This is a genomic window from Pseudomonas sp. GM50, from assembly GCF_000282375.1.
Lineage (GTDB): Bacteria > Pseudomonadota > Gammaproteobacteria > Pseudomonadales > Pseudomonadaceae > Aquipseudomonas.
In genome coordinates this window covers 26,635-43,882 of the sequence record NZ_AKJK01000053.1, presented here as the reverse complement: position 1 = coordinate 43,882, position 17,248 = coordinate 26,635, and the positions used below count along the sequence as shown (strand labels likewise).

Genomic DNA, 17,248 nt, shown 5'->3' with positions numbered 1-17,248 from the left:
CCTGCTGTTTCTGCCCGGCTTTTGAGCGGAGTCGTCCCCATCGCGAGCAGGCTCGCTCCCACAGGTGCCGCAGATCAATGTGGGAGCGAGCCTGCTCGCGATGGGGGCGACTCGGTCTACCTGTCAGCCAAAACGATAAATATCCATCCCCAACGCCCCCATGGTGAAACCCTGATGCGCCACGCTGAACTCACCTCCAGCCGCGCGGGCAAAGTACAGCGGCAGCAGATGCTCGTCACTCGGATGGCTGCGCACAGCATTCGGAGCTTGCTGACGATAGTCGTGCAATGCGGCTTCGTCATTCGCTTCAAGCTTCTCGATCATCCAGTCGCGGAACGCCCTGGCCCAGGGTTCGACGCTTTCCGGGCCGGCATGCCAGTCCAGTTCGCGCAGGTTGTGGGTGATGCTGCCGGAGCCGATCAATAGCACGCCGTGTTCGCGCAGGCTGGCCAGGGCATGGCCGACACGGGTTTGCAGGGCGGGGCCGCCACGCGTGGGCAGCGAAACCTGCACCACCGGGATATCAGCTTGCGGGTACATCAACGACAAGGGCACCCAAACACCATGGTCAAACGGTCGCTGGCTGTCGACGCGCGCAGGCAGGCCGTCGGCCTTCAGCAGCTCGACCACCTCCATCGCCAGTTGCGGATTGCCCGGGGCCGGGTATTGCACTTCGAACAAGGCCTGCGGAAAGCCGCCGAAGTCGTGCCAGGTTTCAGGTTGGGGGTTGCCGCTGACCAGCAGTTCGCTGCTTTCCCAATGCGCGGAAACCATCACGATGGCCTTGGGTTTCGGCAATGCGGCGGCCAGACGCGCGAGAGCCGGTCCGCTGGCACCGGGTTCCAGGGCTAGCATCGGGGAGCCATGAGAGATATACAGGCTGGGGAACATGAATGAGCTCCTGAGAGTAAGATGGCACCATCTTCAGTCAGATCATTGATCTAAATCTAATATAAGTTTTAGGGTCTTTTGATCGAATTTTTCGGGGTTAATTATGCAGCCGGAGTTTTGGCACAAACGATGGGCGTCGAATCAGATCGGCTTTCATCTGCCGGAAGTGAATCCTTATCTGCAACGGTTCTGGCCAGCGTTGAGCCTGGAAGAGGGCGCTCGCGTGCTGGTGCCGCTGTGTGGGAAAAGTCTGGATCTGTTGTGGTTGGCGCACCAAGGTCATGAGGTCTTGGGGATTGAGCTGTCGGAAAAGGCCGTGGAGGACTTCTTCAGTGAGCATCAATTTGACCCGGACGTCAGTGAGCAGGGGCCCTTCAAGGTCTACCGTGCCGGTTCAATCGAGTTGTGGTGTGGCGATTTCTTTGAGTTGACGGCAGGCGATGTCGCCGACTGCAGCGGGCTGTACGACCGCGCGGCGTTGATTGCCCTGCCGCCGGCGATGCGTGAGCAATACGCGGCTCATTTGATTCGGATTCTGCCGAAGGATTCTCTGGGGCTGTTGATTACCCTGGATTACGACCAGGCGCAGATGGACGGGCCGCCGTTTGCGGTGCTGGATGATGAAGTGCAGCGGTTGTTCGGCGATGTGTGGGCGCTGAAGATTCTGGAAGACCAGGACGTCCTGGGTGAGAGCTGGAAGTTTCTTGAGGCCGGTGTCACGCGGCTTGAAGAGCGGGTTTATCGGGTTTCCAGCCATTAAGGTGTGTTGAGTTTGCTGGCCTCTTCGCGGGCAAGCCTCGCTCCTACAGTGGACCGCGTCCATTCAGATCACGCGGTCAACTGTAGGAGCGAGGCTTGCCCGCGAAGAGGCCCTGATGAACACCACACCAACCAGAAGTCAAAAAAAGGCCCGCATCGCTGCGGGCCTTTTCTTTTTGGTGCGGAGCCTGTCAGCCCCGACGACGCAATGCGTCGATGCGTTCTTCCAGCGGCGGGTGGCTCATGAACATACGGGCAAACCCTTGTTTGAGACCACCGTTGATGCCAAAGGCATTCAGCGTGTCCGGCATGTGCACCGGCAGCCCTTGTTCTGCACGCAGACGCTGCAGGGCACCGATCATTGCGCTGGTACCGGCCAGGCGCGCGCCGGCTTCGTCCGCACGGAACTCACGTTTGCGCGAGAACCACATGACAATGGAGCTGGCCAGAATGCCCAGGACCAGTTCGGCGAAGATGGTCGCCACGTAGTAGGCAATGCCTTGGCCTTCTTCGTTCTTGAAGATCACCTTGTCGACAAAGTTACCGATGATCCGGGCGAAGAACATCACGAAGGTGTTCACCACGCCCTGGATCAACGCCAGGGTAACCATGTCGCCATTGGCCACGTGGCCGATTTCGTGGGCCAGGACGGCTTTCACTTCATCCGGCGAGAAACGCTCGAGCAAGCCCTGGCTGACCGCGACCAGTGCGTCGTTCTTGTTCCAGCCAGTGGCGAAGGCGTTGGCTTCATAGGCCGGGAAAATCCCGACTTCGGGCATCTTGATCCCGGCTTCGCGGGACAATTGCTCGACAGTTTGCAGCAGCCATTGCTCGTGCCGGGTACGCGGCTGGCTGATGATCTGGGTGCTGGTGCTCATTTTCGCCATCCACTTGGAGATGAACAGCGAGAACAGGGAACCGGCGAAACCAAAGACCGCACAGAAAATCAGCAGCTGATTGAGGTTGAGATCAACCCCATTGGCCGCCATGAACCCGTTGAAGCCGAAAAGGCTCAGGGTGATGCTGGCAATCAGCACGACCGCCAGGTTAGTGGCCAAAAACAGCAAGATGCGCATCATGGTTGTAGAAATCTCCTCGTGCTAAATATGTAGCGTACTGCGGGGTATATAAGGTGCTGCACCGGGGTATTCAACCGAGTGACTATTTCAAACTGTGTCCTACAACAACAGTCTAGCGGCTTGAAGGGCATTTCCGACGTCGGCATGGGAAACGGTTGTCAGGCAATTAGCGTCGCAGGCCCCCGCCGTTGTTAGGCGCGGGCATGAAACGTGTCGTCAGTCAGCGCTTGAAACAACGATGCAGGGCAGGGTGCAAAGATATGTTGCTGAATTAATCACCGTGCGACATTAACCAGCGTCGCACGGTGACAGGCCACTTACTGGCGATAGGATTTGAGGAAGTTACCGATCCGGCCAATCGCCTGATCCAGGTCGTCGAGTCGTGGCAGGGTGACCACGCGGAAGTGGTCCGGCCATGGCCAGTTGAAGGCCGTGCCTTGCACCACCAGCAGCTTCTCCGAGAGCAACAGGTCGAGCACGAATTTCTCGTCGTTGTGGATCGGGCAGACTTTCGGATCGATCCGCGGGAACGCATACAGCGCGCCCATCGGCTTGACGCAGCTCACGCCCGGAATGTCGTTCAGCAGCTCCCAGGTACGATTGCGCTGTTCCAGCAGACGCCCTTGCGGCAGCACCAGATCGTTGATGCTCTGATAGCCGCCCAGCGCGGTCTGGATGGCGTGCTGGCTCGGCACGTTGGCACACAGGCGCATGTTGGCCAGCATGTCGATGCCTTCGATGTAGCTCTGTGCGTGGTGTTTCGGACCGGAAATGGCGATCCAGCCGGAACGGAAACCGGCCACGCGATAGGACTTGGACAGACCGTTGAAGGTCAGGCACAGCAGGTCCGGTGCCAGCGAGGCGGTGCAGATGTGCACGGCGTCGTCGTACAGGATCTTGTCGTAGATTTCGTCGGAGAACACCACCAGATTGTGCTGACGGGCCAGTTCCAGCATGCCCAGCAGCACTTCCTTCGAGTACACCGCACCGGTCGGGTTATTCGGGTTGATGATCACCAGCGCTTTGGTGTTCGGAGTGATCTTGGCCTTGATGTCGGCCAGGTCCGGCCACCAGTTGGCCTGCTCGTCGCACAGGTAATGCACCGGGTTGCCGCCCGCCAGGCTGACGGCAGCAGTCCACAGCGGATAGTCGGGAGCCGGCACCAGCACTTCGTCGCCGTTGTTGAGCAGGGCCTGCATCGACATCACGATCAGTTCGGAAACGCCGTTGCCCAGGTAGATGTCTTCGATGCCGACGCCTTCCACCTGCTTTTGCTGGTAGTACTGCATCACGGCCTTGCGGGCGCTGAACAGGCCCTTGGAGTCGCTGTAGCCCTGGGCGGTCGGCAGGTTGCGGATCACGTCCTGAAGGATTTCATCCGGCGCTTCGAAACCAAAGGGCGCCGGGTTGCCGATGTTCAGCTTGAGGATGCGATGGCCTTCCTCTTCCAGGCGTTTGGCGTGCTTGAGCACTGGGCCGCGAATGTCGTAGCAGACGTTGGCGAGCTTGTTCGATTTGCTGACCTGCATGGCGATGTGTTCCCGAAAATGAACGATCCAGGCGGCGTATGAACGACCGTACTGGGAATCCTGCGTATTCACACAGGCCTGACGCCTTGAGTGGCGGCACTCATAATCCGTTTGAATGCGCGTGGTCTGGCTGCCAGACTGGCGTTTGACGAGGCGCAATCATACGTGCCGCCCGATCCGTGGAAAAGGTACAGATCGGGCTTTTTCAGCTGCTGAGGTGTAACAATGGAAAAGTTGCAGAAAACCCTGGAAGAATGGCGTGAAATGCTCGATCCGGAGCAGTACAACGTTTGCCGCCTCAAGGGCACCGAACGGCCATTCTCCGGCAAATACAACGGCACCAAAACCGACGGTGTCTACCACTGCATCTGCTGCAACGCGCCGCTGTTCGACTCCAAGACCAAATTCGATTCCGGTTGCGGCTGGCCGAGCTTCTACGCGCCGATCGGCGACAGCGCCATGGTCGAGATCCGTGATGTGAGCCACGGCATGATCCGCACCGAAGTGGTCTGCGCCAAGTGCGATGCGCACCTTGGGCATGTGTTCCCGGACGGTCCGCCGCCCACTGGCCTGCGTTATTGCATCAATTCGGTGTGCCTGGACCTGGTTCCCCGCTCGTAATGCGAGCCCCGTAGGAGCGAAGCTTGCTCGCGAAGGCGTCGGGTCAGTCAACATCAGTGTTGAATGTTAAGACGCCTTCGCGAGCAAGCTTCGCTCCTACAGAGGATCAGCGTCTCACAATTTAAATTGCACACAATTCAATTGCTCGCTATGTTTGGTCTTTCTTCCTTCACTCGGAGTTCGTGCCATGAGCGACAACCTGCTGAGCATCCCTTGCACCACCATCAAGGGCGAGCAAAAGACCCTGGCCGATTTCGCCGGCAAAGCGGTGCTGGTGGTCAACACCGCGAGCAAGTGCGGGTTCACCCCGCAGTACAAAGGCCTCGAAGAGTTGTGGCAGACCTACAAGGATCAAGGCCTGGTGGTGCTCGGTTTTCCCTGCAATCAGTTCGGCAAACAAGAGCCGGGCAACGAGGGGGCGATTTCCGAGTTCTGCGAGTTGAATTACGGGGTGAGTTTCCCGCTGTTCAAGAAGATTGAAGTGAACGGTGCCGACGCCCATCCACTGTTCGTTCAGCTGAAAAAGCGCGCACCGGGCGTGCTGGGTTCCCAAGGCATCAAGTGGAACTTCACCAAATTCCTGATCGGCAAGGACGGCCAGTTGGTCAAGCGTTTCGCTCCGGCGACCAAGCCGCAGGACCTGAGCCGCGAGATCGAAGCCCTGCTCAAATGAACACGTTGTCAGTTGATTCGCTGAAACTCGACAGTCAGCTCTGCTTCAAGCTGTACGCCGCTTCTCGGGCGGTGATCCGTGCCTACAAGCCGATGCTCGATCAGTTGGGCCTGACTTACCCGCAATACCTGGCGATGCTGGTGTTGTGGGAATGGCAGGAGACGGCGCCGGAGCAGCCGACGGTCAAGGCCTTGGGTGAGCGCCTGGCGCTGGATTCCGGGACCCTGACGCCGCTGCTCAAGCGCCTTGAGCAACTGCAGCTGGTGCAGCGTCAGCGTTCGGCGCGCGATGAGCGTGAGGTGCACTTGAGCCTGTCGCCCTCCGGCAAGGCTTTGCGCGATCAGGTCGGGCCCCTCAAGGCCCGGTTGTTGTGCGATAGCGGCGTCGATCTTGATCGCCTGAATGATCTGCGCGATGGCCTCGATCACCTGCTGGGACAAATCAAAGCGCTGTCGTAGTGGGTATCCACAAGTCGAGCAGGGCGGCCAGTTCTTCCCGGCGGAAAGGTTTGGCCAGGTAGTCACTCATGCCCGCCGCGCGGCAGCGTTCGCGTTCTTCGGACATGGCGTTGGCGGTCAGGGCGACGATGGGCAACTGTGGCCAGCGCCCGCTGCGACGAATCTGCCGACTGGCTTCATAGCCATCCATCACCGGCATGTTGCAGTCCATCAGCACCAGATCGAATTCGCTCTGCTCAAGCTGATCCAGCGCTTCGCCGCCGTGGGCTGCGACGCTCACCTCGCAACCGAGTTTTCCGAGCATGCCCTTGGCCACCAACTGATTGACCGGATTGTCCTCCACCAGCAGGATGCGTCCGCGTCGCTGGGGTGAGATGGCTTCGATCCGGGCACCGTTGATCGTGGTGAGTTCCGGCTGCAAGATCCGCCGCAATGCCTGATAAAGCGCGTTGCGCGCCAAAGGCCGCGCCTGCTGCTGCAAAGGCGCCAGGGCGTTGGCTTGCTCACCAGGCAGGAAACTGCCGTAAGCGGTCACCAACAGAATCGGCGCGGTGAAGGTAGGACGCAGGCCAAACAGGCATTCGGGACAATCGGTGATCAGTACATCCGGCTCCAGGCCGATTAGCCGGTCATCGATGGAGCGCTGCTGATAGTCGAGCCCCCAGCCGGGCAGCAGACTGCTCAACAGTTCCGCCAGACCGCTGCTGGCGGCGGTAATCGCGACGATGTTGCCCCGCAGTGCTGCCGGGGAAATGGCCCGGGTATGGCAGGGCAGGGGCAGGTCGGCGCAGAACTGACTGCCGAAGCCCGCTTCCGAGCTGATCGTCAGACGCCCCTGCATGGCTTCGCATAGGCTATAAGTCAGCGCCAGGCCCAGCCCGGTCCCGCCGAATTGCCGGGTAATGCCGGCACCGGCTTGGGTGAACGGCTGGAAGATCTTGACCTGCGCATCCTGGGCGATGCCGATGCCAGTGTCGCAGACTTCGATTCGTACACCGTCTTCGAACGTTGAAAGACGCACATCGACCCGCCCGAAACGGGTGAACTTGAGGGCGTTGGACAACAAATTGCTGACGATCTGCCGGACCCGGGTCGGATCACCGAGCACCAGTGCGGGAAATTGCGGGTCGATCAGGCATGCCAGCTCGACACTCGGCGCGGCGTTCTGGGACAGCAGGTTGGCGGTATCTTCGATCAGCGAACCAAGGTCGAATGGAATGTGTTCGAGTTCGAGCTGGCCGGCATCGAACTTCGACAGGTCGAGAATATCGTTGAGCAGTTCCACCAGCACTTTGCCCGAGTCATGAGCGATGGACAGCTGTTGCTGCTGCTCGGCATTGAGCGGGCCGTCCAGCGAGAGCGCGATCATCCCCAGCAGACCGTTGAGGGGCGTGCGGATTTCATGACTCATGTTGGCCAGGAACACCGAACGCGCTTCGGCCATGTCCAGGGCAGTGCTGCGGGCGACTTCCAATTCCTCGTTGGATTGGCTGAGGCGGGTATTGATCGCCTTGAGTTCCGCGGTGCGGGCCGAGACGATGTTTTCCAGTTGCGAGAGGTAGTCGGTCAGGCGGTTTTCGGCGTTGCGTCGTTGCTGGATTTCGGTGGCGATATTTTCGAACTGCTGATTGGCGACTTCGACCAAGACCCCGATTTCATCGTTTTCATGCCCCGTCGGACACTCCAGCAACGTCGGTTCCGCACTGCGCGGATCACGGCCACTGAGTTCGCGGATAACCCGCACCAGCGGTTTGGTCAGCATCACGTAAAACAGCGCCAGCAGAATGCCTGTGAGAATCAGGCTGCGCGCGAAGCCGTTGAGCAGGGTCACTTCGGCCCGGCGCAGGAAACGACTGCCGAAGGTGTAGGTATCGACTTCCAGGCGCAAGGTCCCGAGGGATTCTTCCGGCAAGTGGTCGAGATAAAGGCGGTCTTCGAACTGCCGGTTGGCGCCGAACAGGAAGTCGCTGATCATCCGGTCATTGTTTTCCAGGCCCGGACGTTTGACGGCGGCCAGCACGGTATTGTTGTTGTCGATCAATTGCGCGCCGATGATTGCCGGGGAGCGCAACAGACCCAGGGCCAGTTCCTGAGCGAGTTCGGCATCGATGTTGTAGGCGATGCGGGATGCCGGGTTATGGCTGATTTCCAGCAAGGACAGTATTTCGCGGTTGATGGAGGCGTCTTCGCTGGCATAATCGATGCCTATTTGCAGCAGGCTGAGCAGCGTGCCCAGAATGAAACCGGCCAGCACCGTAATCCTGGCTTGTTTGTACGACAGCCGGTGGCTGAACTTGATATCCATGGGATGTTGAACCACTTCCGTTTCCCTTCGCTGCTCAAGCATAGTCGATCATCAATGGATACCGATGTTCTCGCAAAACACCTGTAGGGGGTGTAGGTGCTGTGTTTCGTCGTTGTACCGCCATCATTACCGTGAACGTGCCCGAGGAGAAGACGTGGATTCCCGATTGAATGCTTTTCTTGAACGCGCCGATGCCGTTCTGGCCCGTATCGAGCCGCTGCTGCCCGCGCCTCGGCAAACCATCGACTGGACGCACTGCCTGGCCGCACGCTGGCAGCGCGAGGGGCGCAGCGGTTTTCTGTTGCCGCTGCAAGTCAGCCTGGACACGCGTTTGTCCGACTTGATCGGCGTTGACCGACAACTGGAGCAACTGGGCCGCAACACCCGCCAGTTTCTCGACGGCATGCCGGCCAACCACGCTTTGCTCTGGGGCTCGCGTGGCACCGGTAAATCGTCGCTGGTGCGCGCCTTGCTGTCGGAACACGCCAAGAGCGGCCTGCGGCTGATCGAGATCGAACGCGATCACCTGGCGGACTTGCCGCGCGTGGTCGAGCAGATCGCCAAGTTGCCTCAGCGCTTTGTGCTGTTTTGCGATGACCTGTCGTTCGAGTCGGGCGAGGGCGATTACCGCGTGCTCAAGAGCGTGCTCGATGGTTCGCTCGAACAGGCGCCAGACAACGTTCTGCTGTACGCCACCTCCAACCGTCGCCATCTGGTGCCGGAAAAGGAAAGCGATAACGAGAACTGGAAAAGGGTCGATGGCGAACTCCATCCCAGTGAGGCGGTGGAAGACAAGATCGCGCTGTCGGACCGTTTTGGTCTGTGGCTGTCGTTCTATCCGTTTACTCAGGAGCATTTCCTTAACGTCGTCGAGCATTGGATCGGCCAATTGGCCGACAAGGCCGGCCTTGAGTGGCAGCGTGACGAAGAGTTGGACATCCTCGCAGTGCGCTGGGCCACGGGCCGGGGCAATCGCAACGGACGTTGCGCGTATCAATTTGCCCGTTATTGGGTCGGGCTGAAGCTGTTGGAGCACAAGGCATGATCGATTTACAAAAGAGCGGCCAGGGCCTGGAGGGCTACGGCATGCTGTGGGCACAGCTTGAGTCGCTGCTGGCGGACGAGCGTGATTTTATCGCTAACGCCGCACAATTTTCGGCGTTTCTGTTCAACCAGCTCGATGACCTGAACTGGGCCGGTTTCTACCTTAATCGCAACGAAGAACTGGTGCTTGGCCCGTTTCAGGGGCAGATCGCCTGTGTACGGATTCCGTTTGGTCGCGGTGTGTGCGGGGCGGCGGCGGCCACCTTGCAGACCCAGCGGGTCGAAGACGTACATGCATTCCCTGGGCACATCGCGTGCGACAGTGCCTCGAACAGTGAACTGGTGGTGCCGCTGGTCAAGGACGGTCGACTGATCGGTGTACTGGACCTCGATAGCCCGAAACTCGCGCGTTTTACCGCTGACGATCAGGCCGGTATCGAGCAACTGGCGGCGATTTTCCTGCGTCTGACCGACTGCTGATCAGGCCATCAAGCCCGCCTTGATCAGCAGGCTTGACGGGTCGACCGCATCAATCTGTCGTGGGTCGAGAAAACAGTTGGCGTACTGCAAGTAGACTTCGTCGTTGATGAATAGCCCGAACAATTCAGCGTCAATGTGGGCGTCACGGCACATGGTGGCCATGATGCCCAGCGCTTCGCTCAAGGACTTGGCTTTCTTGTAGGGGCGATCGGCGGCGGTCAGCGCTTCGAAAATATCGGCAATCGCCATCATCCGCGCCGGCAGGCTCATGTCTTCGCGCTTCAAGCGTTTGGGATAACCGGTGCCGTCCATTTTTTCGTGATGGCCGCCGGCGATCTCCGCGATGTTATTGAGGTGGCCGGGGAAGGGCAGGTGACTGAGCATCAGAATCGTCTGCACCATGTGGTGATTGATGATGTAACGCTCCTCACGGGTCAGGGTGCCTCGGGTGATGCTCAGGTTGTAAAGCTCGCCCCGGTTGTACTTGTAGCGCGGTACGTCGAGCTTGAACCCCCACGGATTGTCGGCCGGGATCAGTTCACTGTCGGCGCGTTCGAGCAAGTGTTCGGGTTTATCGGCCAGCAGCGGCTCGCTGACCGGCAGGGGCGGCATTGGGGTCCGGGCCTGGCGACGATTCTCTTCCCATGAAACCCCAAGTCGATCGTCCAGGGTTCGGGTCCAGGTGCGTTTGGCGATAGTGTTCAGGCGTTGCAGATCGGCCTCGGCCATGGCCTCGCTGCCCAAGTTGCAGTGGGCCACAAATGCGAAATCATCATCCAGCGCCGCCAGGCTCGTATCGCGCAATTGCGCCAGAGGCTGCTCGTCACCTCCTCGCGCGATAGCCTGCCAATAGTTGATCCAGGCATCACGCTTGAGCACTTCGAAACGGGTGCGGATTTCGTGGATGCGGTCGTTCAGGGTCTCAAGCTTCGTGGCTTTGTCGACCACGTATTCAGGCGTGGTGATCTTGCCGCAATCATGCAGCCAGGCAGCGATGTGCAGGGCTTCCCACTCATCTTCGGTGGGCCGATAGCTGCTGAAGGCCGGGTCCTGACTGGCCGCGGCAGCCCGCGCCAGCATCAGCGTCAGTGCTGGCACCCGCTGGCAGTGCCCGCCGGTATAGGGGCTTTTGGCATCGATCGCGCCAGCCAGCAGTTGAATAAAAGAGTCCAGCAGCTGTTTCTGTTTGGCTTGCAGGCGCTGACTTTCGATACTCACGGCGGCTGCACCGGAAACGGCCTGGAGAAACGCGATGCGGTCCGGGCGAAGTTTTTCCAGGTCGTCTTGCGTGCCGCTGTCGGCCAGCAGCAGGACCAGTAGCCCGACGGTTTCGTTATGACGATTGTGCAGCCGGATACCGATCAGATGAACCCGAGGGCACTCCAGCGCGAGCAAAACCTTCTGCAGGTCCCCTGCCTGTTCGAAGCCGAGGTGGCTGACAACATTGTTGGTATTCGACAGCTCCTGCATCCATTGAGGGCTCAGCGGATCCTGAGGCGTGTGTCCTTGAATATCGAATGATGACAATGCCTGTGAGCTGCCGTTAATGACCAGCGCATGAGGCTCCACGCGATCGTCATCACTTTCCCGCAGGTAGAGCAGACCGGCCTGGGCCTGGCCGATTTTCACGGTTTCAAACAACACCCGTTGCAGCAGCGGGGCGAAACGGGTCTCGGCGCTCAGGCTGTCGGTAATCTGGAAAAAACTCGCCAGGGTGTCTTTCATGCGCGCCATCGACACGCTCAGTTGGTCGACTTCAAGCACCGGCGAGCGACGGGAGGCCGGAAAATTGAAATCGAAACTGCGAATCGCATCGGCTTCCTGCACCAGGGCGCGCAAGGGTTTGACCAGGACTCTCGAGGTCAGCCAACCCATCGGCAGGCACAACAACAGCGTCGCCAGGGTAATCAATGCGCCTTGCCAGCGCATACGGTAGGCATCGACGAGCAATTCATCCTCCGGCACCAGTAGCGCCAGTTGCAGTCCCTGCGGGCCACCCTCCTGGATGCTGCTACGCGCCACGATCCATTGGCGGCCCGCGGTGTTCAGGCGATTGACCTCGGCGGGACTTGTGAGCAGGGCCGCGAGGCTGGGGCTCAGGTCGGCGGCTTTGACCAGCCGGGCAGTCTGGTCGTCGACGATCAGTTTGCTGCTGTCGGGGTAGGCGATGGCATTGCCCTCGGCATCGAACAGCACAATTTCGGTATTGGGGGTCACCACATGTTTGGCCAGGGTCGCCGACAGTTCAGCCAGCGTGAGGTCGGCCCCCATCACTGCATGCTCGCCACTGCGCCGGGCCAGTGTGGTGCCGACGTTGTGGGTGGAGAAAAAAAGGTAGGGTTCGGTGGTGATCTGATCACGGTCGCTGCGGGCGCTGGAGAACCAGGTGCGGGTACGGGGATCGTAGGTTTCGTCGGGGTTGTCCTGACGGCTGATAAGGGCCAGGTTCTGATCGAAGAACAATGATTGGGAGCGGGTCTGACCGCTGCCTGGGTGCTCGATGCTCCATACCTGAAACGCCGCCGTCTGCGGCGCCTTGACCAGCGTTTTCAGGGCGTCGGTGCGCAAAGGACGAACCATGAAGAAGTCGCCATTGCCATAGCCCAGGTACAGCGAGGCCAGATCGGGGTTGTCCTTGAGCGATTGGCTGAAGGGCTTGAGCAACGCCACGCGTTGCTCAAGGTCGGGCGCCTGGGTCGCTGGATTGTCCGCCAGCAGGTTCAGCAAATGACGGATCGGCTGATAGGTGCGATGCAGGTCCAGACGGACATCCTGCTCGATGCGGTTGAAGAGCTTTTCGCTGCTGGAAAGAATGATCTGGGTGGTTTGCCGATAGTTGAAAATGCCCAGTACCACCCCGGTCAGCAACAACAGGAAGGTGAACATCACGCTGATATGGATGTGCAGAGGGAACCGGCGTTGATCCGGGCGCAGTGGGCTGGGCATTGCAGCTTTCTCCATGATGATTAACACACTGCTCAGCCCCCAAGCATAGTTAATGCTCCTTCATTCTGCTTTTGTCATGGCGTGCCATCTGTTGTTGCAATGCCTGCTCCAGTTCGAGCATGGCGCGCTCCATGGATTTGCTGCAATCGGCCACTTCATCGTGGTGGAGCCTGTTATTGCAGGCCTGTTCGAGTGCCTCGCAGCTGTCGATCAGTCGGGATGCCTGGACGATTCGGGCCGCGCCCTTGATTTTGTGGGCAATGTCGAGGAGTGACTGCCGGTCCTTTGACTCGGATAACGCCAGCAGCGCTGTGCGGTCCAGGCGGTTGCTGTTAAGCAGTTCGGTCAACAATCGCTGGTTCAGTGTCGGGTTGCCACCGGTCAACAGGTGCAGCCCCTCCAGACTGAAGGCCGGCTCGCGGACCGTCGGCGTGATGCCTTCGACCCATTGGCTCAAGGCTGTCAGGCTGAGGGGTTTGAACAGGCAATCGTCCATCCCGGCCAGTTTGCAGCGTTGCCTTTCCTCCGGCTGCGCGTTGGCGGTGAAACCCAGAACGGTACAGGGAGGGCACTGCAGGTGCTGTTCATGTTGGCGAATGGCACGGACCAGCTCATATCCATTCATGATTGGCATGTTGCAATCGGCAATCACCAGATCGAATGGCTGATTCTTCCAGACCTCGAACCCCGCCTCGCCATCCGCTGCGACGTTGAACCGATGCCCCAGAAACTCCAGCTGCTGGCACATGAGCAAGCGATTGGCCGGGTGATCATCGACCACCAGCACGTTCAAGGGGGCGGTGCTCGGGTGGATTTGCAGCTCGGCAGGTTCCGGCATCCGTTCTGTCGGCAGGGTGGCCAGGTTCAGCGAAACCCGGACCTGTGTGCCGACTCCCGGCTGACTGTTCAATTGCAGGTTGCCGCCCATCATTTCACACAGATTGCGACTGATCACCAGGCCCAGACCCGCACCGCCTCTGGCTGACTGGCCGCAGTTATCGGCCTGGACGAAAGGCTCGAACAATCGCCGTTGATCCTGTTCGCTGATCCCTGCGCCACTGTCTTCAACCCGCAACTGCAACTGGACCCGGTCGGGCTCGTCGGTTGGCTGCAACTCGACGCTGATCCTGACTTGGCCCTGTTGCGTAAACTTGATGGCATTGCTGATCAGATTGGACAGCACCTGCTTGAAGCGCATCGGGTCCAGGACGACATCGGTCGCAGGTTTGGCAGGGCTGAACTCCAGTTGCAGTCCGAGATTTTTCTGTCGGGCCAACCCGTCGAAAATTCGCACCACCGAGGCTACGGTTTCAGCCAGGTTGACGCGCTCCGGGCTCAGGCTCAGGCGTCCGGATTCGATGCGCGCAATATCGAGAATGTCCCCGATCAATTCCAGCAGGTCTTTCGCCGAGTGGTACGCGACGTCGATGGCTGGTCGATCCGGATGACTGTGATCGATACGTTTGAGCGTCAGTTCGAGCATGCCGATGATTGCATTCATGGGCGTGCGGATCTCATGGCTCATGGTCGCCAGAAAGGTGCTTTTAGCTCGGTTGGCAGCATCGGCTTGCTCTTTCGCGGCCCGCAGTTCATCGAACAGTTGCCGCCGTTCGCTGATGTCGATCCAGCCGCCAATGATGCCTTGCACGTCGCCGCTCGAGTCGCGATAGGGAAGAATCCAGTGATAGATCGTCAGCTTGCGGTCGTCGATGTGCAACGGACGGTCGAGAATCAGCGGCGTCCCCTCGGCCATGACGCGCTGGTAATCCGCCTGATATTCCCGTGCTTCGAAGGCATTGCCAAGGGTGCCCGGTATGACGCCTTTACCGATGATGTCTTCGCGTTTTGCACGGAAGGCTTCCAGGTAGCTGTCGTTGCAGCTTTGCAGCAATCCCTGGCGATCACGTACATAAATGGGATGAGGCGTGCCATTGACCAGTGATCGCATGAACTCCAGTTGATCGTTCAAGGCGCGCTCGGCCGCTTGCCGCTGTTTTATCTGGCGCCTCATATAGGCGTTCCAGGCAATGGATATCAGCAGTAACACGCCGGCAGTGATAACGATCTGATAGAACACACGGTGATAGTTGCGCCAGGTACTTTGCGAGGCCGCTGAATAGCCGCGCCAGCGGTTATTGATGATGCCCAGCTCTTCCGGTGCAATGCTCAACAGTGCCTTGTCGAGGATGGCATTCAGTTCCTTGGCGTCGCGCCCGGTTGCCAGGGAAAACGCTGCCTGTCGGGTGCCGATGGTGGTGCTGATCTGAAGTGTCTGTTCGAAGATCCTCGATGAGATGAAGTAGTTGGCGATCACCAGTGAGTTTACCGCACCTTCTGCCTGGCCCTCGGCAAGCAACTCCACGGCACTGAACGTGTCCGGGGTTTCAACCAGGTTGATCCGCGGAAACTCGCTGCGCAGGTAATCCACCAGTGGATTGCCTTGGGCGATGGCCAGGCGTTTGTCTTGCAATTGCGTAAGGTTTGTCGGGCTGTCGGCCGCTTTGCGCGTCAGCAGCACAAAGGAGTTTTCCAGATAGGGGCGGCTGAAGTTCAGTGTGGTTTCACGTTGGACGCTGGGAAGCAGGGCGGCGATCAGGTCAGCCTGATGGTTGGCGATCTGCTCGATCATCGCGTCATCGCTTCGGCTGCGCTGGATTTCGAAACGCAAACCGGTGCGCAATCTGATCAGCTCGAGCAGATCAGCCGTGACACCTCGAAAGTTGCCGTCGCTGTCAAAAAACGTCAGCGGCGCAAACGCTTCATTGACCACGACGCGCACGACCGGATGTTGTGCCAGCCAGCGTTCTTCACGGTGGCTGAGTTGCAGTTTGTGATCGGTGAGAAGAATGTCGCTGCCGGCACTCCAGCGTTTGGCGATGTTTTCTCGCTCGCTGGTGGGGATGGCCTTGAGTACCGCGTTGATAATCCCGAGCAGATCCGGGTTGTCCTTTTGCACGGCAAAACTGAAACCATGGGCTTCGTGTTTACCGAAGTTGGCCATGCGGATGTTGTTCAGATACCCCTTGTTGATCATGTAGTGGGTTGAAATGGTATCGCCGAGAAAAACGTCGGCCTGGTCGAAGGCAACCGCATTGATTGCATTCTGGTAGGACGGATAGGAGGTGATGATTGCTTTCGGATACAGCGCCCTGACCTCATCCAGAGGCAGATAGTGATACACCATGCTGAGCCGCATGCCGGCAAGTCCATCGGTCAGCGATCTGGTTTCTCCTTCTCGTGTCACCAGTACGGGTTGATCCACCGCATAAGGCGTGGACAGGGCAATGTCGGCATTGTCGGCCTCGAACCCATTGGCAGTGCCGAGCATGTCGACCTGGCCTTTTTCCAGCGCCTCGATCGCGGCCCCCCGGGATGCGAAGCGCTGAACCTTGACCGGCAACCCTATGGCCTTGCCGAGGATACCTGCGTAATCGGCGGTGAAACCTTCATAGTCATGGCCGCTGAGGGTCAGGTCGAAAGGAGGATAATCCGGGGCCGATGTACCGAGGATCAATTCACGTTTGTCTTTAACCCATTGTCGTTGTGAGGTATCCAGCTGGACTTCCATGTGCCCGGCCGTCGAGCGACTGAGCAGGGTGTAGTGCTCGCTGGCCGTCTGAGCCGCGAGTACTGAGGTGCTCAGGCATAAACCCGCGGCCATGAGTATTAGATAATCCTTGAAACGGCTGGGCATCCTGTTTCTCACACTAACGCGTTACGTTTTGCCATATCGATGAGTTCAACCAGGGACTTGGCCTTGAGTTTCTGCATGAGTCGTTTTTTATAAGTGCTGACCGTCTTGTTGCTGAGAAACATGCCCTTGGCGATTTCTTTATTGGTACGGCCTTGAGCGAAAAGCTGTAATACCATCAGCTCTCGATCGTTAACGGATTTAAATAGTTCCAGGTCGGCCCAGCGTGCGTCGTCACGACGAACAGGGTTCAAGGCTTGACTGGGGAAGTAGTTGTAACCTGATAAGACCGCTTTGATCGCACTCATCAGTTCACTGAGATCTTCTTGTTTGCATACATAGCCCGATGCACCGGACTGCATGCAGCGAATACCGAAAAGTGTCGGGCACTGTGCAGTTAATACCAGTGTTTTGAGGGGGGTGCTCATGGCGTTGAAACGGGAGAGAACTTCCAGCCCATCCAGTTTGGGAATGCTGATATCGAGGATGATCAGGTCAGGCATGCATTCGCGAACCATCTGCATTGCATCGACCCCATTGTCAGTTTCGCCGACGACTTTGTAACCTTCATGTTCCAGCAGCATTCGAACGGCAAGGCGGATAACAGGGTGATCGTCGACAATAAAAACGGAGTTCATAATCAAATCCCATACGTGCACAAATAAAGCGCGCACCTTAGCTCAGATAGTTGAGGGGCCGCATGAACTGAGGGGGCTGTAGCAGCAATATAGGAAAAGTCCTACAACCGAAGAAGAATAGGACTACGTATCAA

The 17,248-nt window shown here is 58.7% G+C and carries 13 protein-coding genes; 6 read left to right on the top strand and 7 right to left on the bottom strand.

Features of this window, described 5'->3' with window-relative positions; translation table 11 throughout:
* Positions 1-123: 123 nt before the first annotated feature.
* Positions 124-891, bottom strand: a complete 768-nt coding sequence (locus tag PMI30_RS16385; protein WP_008009402.1) for a DODA-type extradiol aromatic ring-opening family dioxygenase — start codon at positions 889-891, stop codon at positions 124-126.
* Between the two features lie 103 nt (positions 892-994).
* On the opposite strand from PMI30_RS16385, the gene PMI30_RS16390 reads away from it, so the two are divergent.
* Positions 995-1,651 (top strand): thiopurine S-methyltransferase, encoded by a 657-nt coding sequence (locus tag PMI30_RS16390; protein ID WP_008009400.1) that lies wholly within the window; start codon positions 995-997, stop codon positions 1,649-1,651.
* A gap of 190 nt (positions 1,652-1,841) precedes the next feature.
* Here the strand turns inward: PMI30_RS16390 and htpX are convergent, their stop codons facing one another.
* On the bottom strand, positions 1,842-2,729 hold the full coding sequence (gene htpX, locus PMI30_RS16395) for a protease HtpX (protein WP_008009399.1): 888 nt from the start codon (positions 2,727-2,729) through the stop codon (positions 1,842-1,844).
* Positions 2,730-3,046: 317 nt separating this feature from the next.
* The gene (locus tag PMI30_RS16400; protein ID WP_008009397.1) at positions 3,047-4,258 is read right to left on the bottom strand and encodes a pyridoxal phosphate-dependent aminotransferase; all 1,212 of its coding nucleotides are present in this window, start codon (positions 4,256-4,258) and stop codon (positions 3,047-3,049) included.
* A gap of 225 nt (positions 4,259-4,483) precedes the next feature.
* Between PMI30_RS16400 and msrB the strand changes: the two genes are divergently transcribed.
* From msrB to PMI30_RS16415, 3 genes are all read left to right on the top strand, one after another.
* Entirely contained in the window at positions 4,484-4,879 is a 396-nt protein-coding gene (gene msrB, locus PMI30_RS16405) for a peptide-methionine (R)-S-oxide reductase MsrB (protein WP_008009393.1), read from the top strand.
* A gap of 187 nt (positions 4,880-5,066) precedes the next feature.
* Positions 5,067-5,552: a glutathione peroxidase gene (locus PMI30_RS16410; protein WP_008009392.1), complete on the top strand. Its 486-nt coding sequence runs from the start codon at positions 5,067-5,069 to the stop codon at positions 5,550-5,552.
* A complete protein-coding gene (locus tag PMI30_RS16415) occupies positions 5,549-6,010 on the top strand; it encodes a MarR family winged helix-turn-helix transcriptional regulator (protein ID WP_008009390.1) in 462 nt (153 codons plus the stop codon). The genes PMI30_RS16410 and PMI30_RS16415 overlap by 4 nt, the downstream gene beginning before the upstream one ends.
* On the opposite strand, the gene PMI30_RS16420 is transcribed toward PMI30_RS16415, so the two are convergent.
* The gene (locus PMI30_RS16420) at positions 5,994-8,315 is read right to left on the bottom strand and encodes a hybrid sensor histidine kinase/response regulator (RefSeq protein ID WP_008009387.1); all 2,322 of its coding nucleotides are present in this window, start codon (positions 8,313-8,315) and stop codon (positions 5,994-5,996) included. The genes PMI30_RS16415 and PMI30_RS16420 overlap by 17 nt on opposite strands.
* Positions 8,316-8,469: 154 nt before the next feature.
* Between PMI30_RS16420 and PMI30_RS16425 the strand changes: the two genes are divergently transcribed.
* Both PMI30_RS16425 and PMI30_RS16430 read left to right on the top strand, forming a co-directional pair.
* Positions 8,470-9,360: an ATP-binding protein gene (locus PMI30_RS16425; protein WP_007895040.1), complete on the top strand. Its 891-nt coding sequence runs from the start codon at positions 8,470-8,472 to the stop codon at positions 9,358-9,360.
* A complete protein-coding gene (locus PMI30_RS16430) occupies positions 9,357-9,839 on the top strand; it encodes a GAF domain-containing protein (protein WP_007940023.1) in 483 nt (160 codons plus the stop codon). The genes PMI30_RS16425 and PMI30_RS16430 overlap by 4 nt, the downstream gene beginning before the upstream one ends.
* Here the strand turns inward: PMI30_RS16430 and PMI30_RS16435 are convergent, their stop codons facing one another.
* Genes PMI30_RS16435 through PMI30_RS16445 form a run of 3 tightly spaced genes read right to left on the bottom strand, consistent with a single transcriptional unit; the run spans position 9,840 to position 17,114 of the window.
* Complete coding sequence (locus PMI30_RS16435) at positions 9,840-12,785, bottom strand: HD domain-containing phosphohydrolase (protein ID WP_008009384.1); 2,946 nt, start codon at positions 12,783-12,785, stop codon at positions 9,840-9,842. It lies immediately after the preceding gene.
* 49 nt (positions 12,786-12,834) lie between these two features.
* Positions 12,835-16,479, bottom strand: coding sequence for a transporter substrate-binding domain-containing protein (locus PMI30_RS16440; protein ID WP_008009382.1), 3,645 nt, complete (start codon positions 16,477-16,479; stop codon positions 12,835-12,837).
* An 8-nt stretch (positions 16,480-16,487) separates the two neighbouring features.
* On the bottom strand, positions 16,488-17,114 hold the full coding sequence (locus PMI30_RS16445; RefSeq protein ID WP_007895044.1) for a response regulator: 627 nt from the start codon (positions 17,112-17,114) through the stop codon (positions 16,488-16,490).
* Between the last annotated feature and the right edge of the window lie 134 nt (positions 17,115-17,248).